The sequence below is a fragment of the Terrisporobacter muris genome (assembly GCF_024621905.1).
GTDB classification, from domain to species: Bacteria; Bacillota; Clostridia; order Peptostreptococcales; family Peptostreptococcaceae; genus Terrisporobacter; species Terrisporobacter muris.
Genome location: NZ_JANKBY010000291.1, coordinates 1 through 4,840, shown reverse-complemented (window position 1 = coordinate 4,840; position 4,840 = coordinate 1). Strand labels below are relative to the sequence as shown.

Genomic DNA, 4,840 nt, shown 5'->3' with positions numbered 1-4,840 from the left:
ATTATGAAAATATAGGAAACTCTTCTTTAAAAAAATAATTATATGTGCTAACATAATAATGAAAGTATATTTATTAACAACAGATTGCATTATAAATACAAGAGCACATATTTATAATGCATTTAGGAAATATTACATAATATAAAAGGAGTTATAATAATGAAAAAAAATATTGCAAAAATGATTGATCACACAGTATTAAAAGCATTCTCAACTAGAGAAGATGTAATAAAGGTTTGTAAGGAAGCTAAAGAATATGGATTCTTTTCAGTTTGTATAAATCCTACACATATAGAGCTTGCAAAGAAAGAATTAGAAGGAAGTACTGTAAAAGTTTGTACTGTAATAGGGTTTCCTTTAGGAGCAAATACTAGTGAAGTAAAAGCTTTTGAAACTAAAGATGCTATAGCTAAAGGTGCTCATGAGGTAGATATGGTTATAAACATAGGAGCATTAAAAGATAAAGAGTATGATTTAGTTTATAATGATATCAAAGCAGTAGTAGATGCAGCTAATAAAGAAGCTTTAGTAAAAGTAATAATAGAAACTTGCTACTTAACTGATGAAGAAAAGAAAATAGCATGTGAGTTATCAGTTAAAGCTGGAGCTGATTATGTAAAAACATCAACTGGATTTGGAACAGGTGGATCAACTCCAGAGGATATAAAATTAATGAGAGATGTAGTGGGACCAAATATTGGTGTAAAAGCATCTGGAGGAGTTAGAACAACAGAGGATGCTATAAAAGTTATTGATGCAGGTGCATCTAGAATAGGAGCAAGTGCGTCTATATCTATAGCTACTGGAGAAAAGACAGATACTATAGGATACTAATATTACAAGTTAGAATTTATCTAATCAACAATAACATTTGAAATATATGACAAAAATTAGAGCTAAAAATATGTTGTTAGGAAATTTTAACCAATACAAGCTGATGTGATTTAATTTGTTATTTTATGGGTAATGTATTAAATGTGATTTTAAATAAACAAATTCTATAATGAAAAAAGTTTTTTATTTAAATTTTAAAATATGTCAGAGTTATAAAGGACTTTACATTATTATGCAGAATACTGTTAATAAATGGTAAAAGATGTTTTATGAAACAGACGACTACTTATTGCAATGACACAATTAATAGTTTTATAAACATACAAATACAAATTGTATAGTATATAGGGTAAAATTAAGGAGGAAACATAAAAATGGCTAAATTTATGAAAACAGTTGATGGAAATACAGCTGCTGCTCATGTTGCTTATGCATTTACAGAAGTTGCTGCTATATATCCAATAACACCATCTTCAACTATGGCTGAATTAGTTGATGAATGGGCATCTCAAGGGAGAAAAAATGTCTTTGGACAAAAAGTAAAAGTTGTTGAAATGCAATCTGAAGCAGGAGCTGCAGGAGCATTTCATGGTTCATTACAAGCAGGAGCATTAACTTCAACATTTACTGCTTCTCAAGGTTTATTATTAATGGTACCAAATATGTATAAATGTGCTGGTGAATTATTACCAGGTGTATTCCACGTTACTGCTCGTGCATTAGCTGCTCAAGCATTATCAATATTTGGAGACCACCAAGACGTTATGGCTGCAAGACAAACAGGTGTTGTTATGTTAGCTTCAGGTTCAGTTCAAGAAGTTGCTGATATAGCTCCAGTTGCACATATGTCTGCAGTAGAAGGATCTTTACCATTTATACATTTCTTCGATGGATTCAGAACATCACATGAAATTCAAAAAGTTGAATTAATGGAAAATGAAGATTATGAAAAATTATTAGATATGAATGCTGTTCAAGCATTTAGAGATAAAGCTTTATCTCCAAATCACCCTGTAACTAGAGGTACAGCTCAAAACCCTGATATATACTTCCAAACAAGAGAAGTTTCTAATAAATACTATAATGATATAGTTGGAATAGTTGAAAAAAATATGGCGAGAATGAGCGAAATAACAGGAAGAAAACATAGCTTATTTGATTACTATGGAGCAGAAGATGCTAAACATGTAGTTGTTGCTATGGGTTCTGTTACAGAAGCTTTAGAAGAAACAATAGATTACTTAAACGCTAAAGGTGAAAAACTTGGTATGATAAAAGTTCACTTATTCAGACCATTCTCAGCTGAACATTTCTTAGCAGCAATGCCTAAGACTGTTGAAAGAGTATGTGTTCTTGATAGAACAAAAGAACCAGGTGCTCCAGGTGAACCATTATACTTAGATGTAGTTAACGTACTTGCTAAATCTGAATTATCTCCATTAGTAGTAGGTGGAAGATATGGACTTGGATCAAAAGATACAACTCCAACTGATTTACATGCAGTATTTGAAAACTTAAACATAGAAGAACCTAGAAATGGATTTACTATAGGTATAGTAGATGATGTAACAAATACATCTTTACCAAAAGCTGAGCCAATTAAAATAAAAGCTCCAGGAACAGTAAGATGTAAATTCTGGGGATTAGGATCAGATGGTACTGTTGGTGCTAACAAACAAGCAATAAAAATAATCGGTGACCACACTGATAAATATGCTCAAGCATACTTCGACTATGATTCTAAAAAATCTGGTGGTATAACAATGTCTCACTTAAGATTTGGTGATACTCCAATCAGATCTACATACTTATTAGATGAATCTGATTATATAGCTTGTCATAACCAATCTTATGTATTTAAATATGATTTATTACAAGGATTAAGAAAAGGTGGTACTTTCGTACTTAACACTATATGGGACGAAGCTGGCTTAGAAGCTCATCTTCCTGCAGAAATGAAAAAATATATAGCAGAAAATGAAATAGAATTCTATACTATAAATGCTGTTAAAATAGGTCAAGAAATAGGTCTTGGAAATAGAATAAACATGATATGTCAAGCTGCATTCTTTAAATTAGCTGATATAATACCAGTTGATGATGCAGTTAAGTACCTAAAAGATTCTATACAAAAAGCTTATGGTAAAAAAGGTGAAAAAGTAGTTAACATGAACTACCAAGCTGTTGAAGCAGGTATAAATTCATTAGTTAAAGTTAATGTTCCAGCTTCTTGGGCAAATGCTACAGAAGATGAAGCAACTACAACTTGTGAAGAACCAGCATTCATAAAAGATATATTAAGACCAATGAGTGGACAAAAAGGTAATGATTTACCAGTAAGTACATTCTTAGGATACGAAGATGGTACATTCCCATGTGGTACTGCTGCTTATGAAAAGCGTGGTATAGCTGTAAATGTTCCAGAATGGATTACAGAAAACTGTATACAATGTAATAGATGTTCATTCATATGTCCTCATGCTTGTATAAGACCAGTTCTTGTAAATGAAGAAGAATTAGAAAATGCACCAGAAGCATTTAAAACTAAGAAAGCTACTGGTAAAGGATTCGATGGATTACAATACAGAATCCAAGTTTCTCCAATGGACTGTACAGGATGTGGAAACTGTGCTGACGTATGTCCAGCTAAAGAAAAAGCTTTAGTTATGAAACCTTTTGATACTCAAGACGTAGAAGTTGAAAACTGGGCTTATGCTGTAGATCCAGCAAAAGTTGCTCCAAAAGGAGATATAATGAATCCTAAAACTGTTAAAGGTTCTCAATTTAGACAACCATTAATGGAATTCTCAGGAGCTTGTGCAGGATGTGGAGAAACTGCATATATCAAACTTGTAACACAATTATTTGGAGATAGAATGATGATAGCTAATGCTACTGGATGTTCATCAATCTGGGGAGGATCTGCTCCATCAACTCCATACACTTGTAACCATGAAGGTAAAGGTCCATCTTGGGCAAACTCATTATTCGAAGACAATGCTGAGTATGGATTAGGACAACATTTAGCTGTTGAACAAATAAGAGGTAAATTAGTTGAAGATATACAAAAACTTGCAGCTAACCCATGTTGTGAAGAGGGTGCAACAGTATTCAATAACTGGTTAGAAAATAAAGATAACGGAGAGGCATCTGTTGAGGCAAGTAAAGCTGTTGTTGAATTAATAAATAAAGCTGAGCCAAAAGATGAAGAAACTAAAGCATTAATCGAATCTGTTAAATCAAGACAAGATTACTTAGCTAAGAGATCTCAATGGATACTTGGTGGAGACGGTTGGGCTTATGATATAGGTTACGGTGGACTTGATCATGTTCTTGCATCAGGAGAAAATGTAAATATTCTTGTATTCGATACAGAAATTTACTCTAACACTGGTGGTCAATCTTCTAAATCTACTCCAATTGCTGCTATGGCTAAATTCGCTGCTGCTGGTAAGAGATCTAGAAAGAAAGACCTTGGTATGATGGCAATGAGCTATGGTAATGTATATGTTGCTCAAGTTGCTATAGGTGCTGATTACAATCAATTTGTTAAAGCAGTTGTAGAAGCTGAAGCTTATGATGGACCATCTCTAATCATATGCTATGCTCCATGTATATCTCATGGATTAAAAGAAGGTATGGGTAGAAGTGTTGCTAATGAAGAACAAGCTGTTAAAGCTGGATACTGGCATTTATACAGACATAACCCAACTCTTAGAGCTGAAGGTAAGAATCCATTCTCACTAGACTCTAAAGAGCCAACTGAAAGCTTCAGAGACTTCTTAATGAAACAAGTAAGATACTCTGCTATAGCTAAACAATTCCCAGAAGAAGCAGAACAATTATTCACAATGGCTGAAGAATCTGCTAAAGATAGATTAGATAGCTATAAAAGATTAGCTGACTAATATAAAATCAAAATTTAATTAATTAATATATAAGAAATGGTGGACTGTTATAGTCCACCATTTTTATATTGTAATAATATTTTTTATATTCCAAATAA

At 32.6% G+C, this 4,840-nt stretch carries 2 protein-coding genes; both read left to right on the top strand.

Annotated features, from left to right (window positions below; genetic code table 11):
* Positions 1 to 159 precede the first annotated feature (159 nt).
* The gene (deoC, locus tag NSA58_RS16320) at positions 160 to 834 is read left to right on the top strand and encodes a deoxyribose-phosphate aldolase (RefSeq protein ID WP_039678997.1); all 675 of its coding nucleotides are present in this window, start codon (positions 160 to 162) and stop codon (positions 832 to 834) included.
* A 374-nt stretch (positions 835 to 1,208) separates the two neighbouring features.
* Complete coding sequence (gene nifJ, locus NSA58_RS16315) at positions 1,209 to 4,742, top strand: pyruvate:ferredoxin (flavodoxin) oxidoreductase (protein WP_039678996.1); 3,534 nt, start codon at positions 1,209 to 1,211, stop codon at positions 4,740 to 4,742.
* Positions 4,743 to 4,840 lie beyond the last annotated feature (98 nt).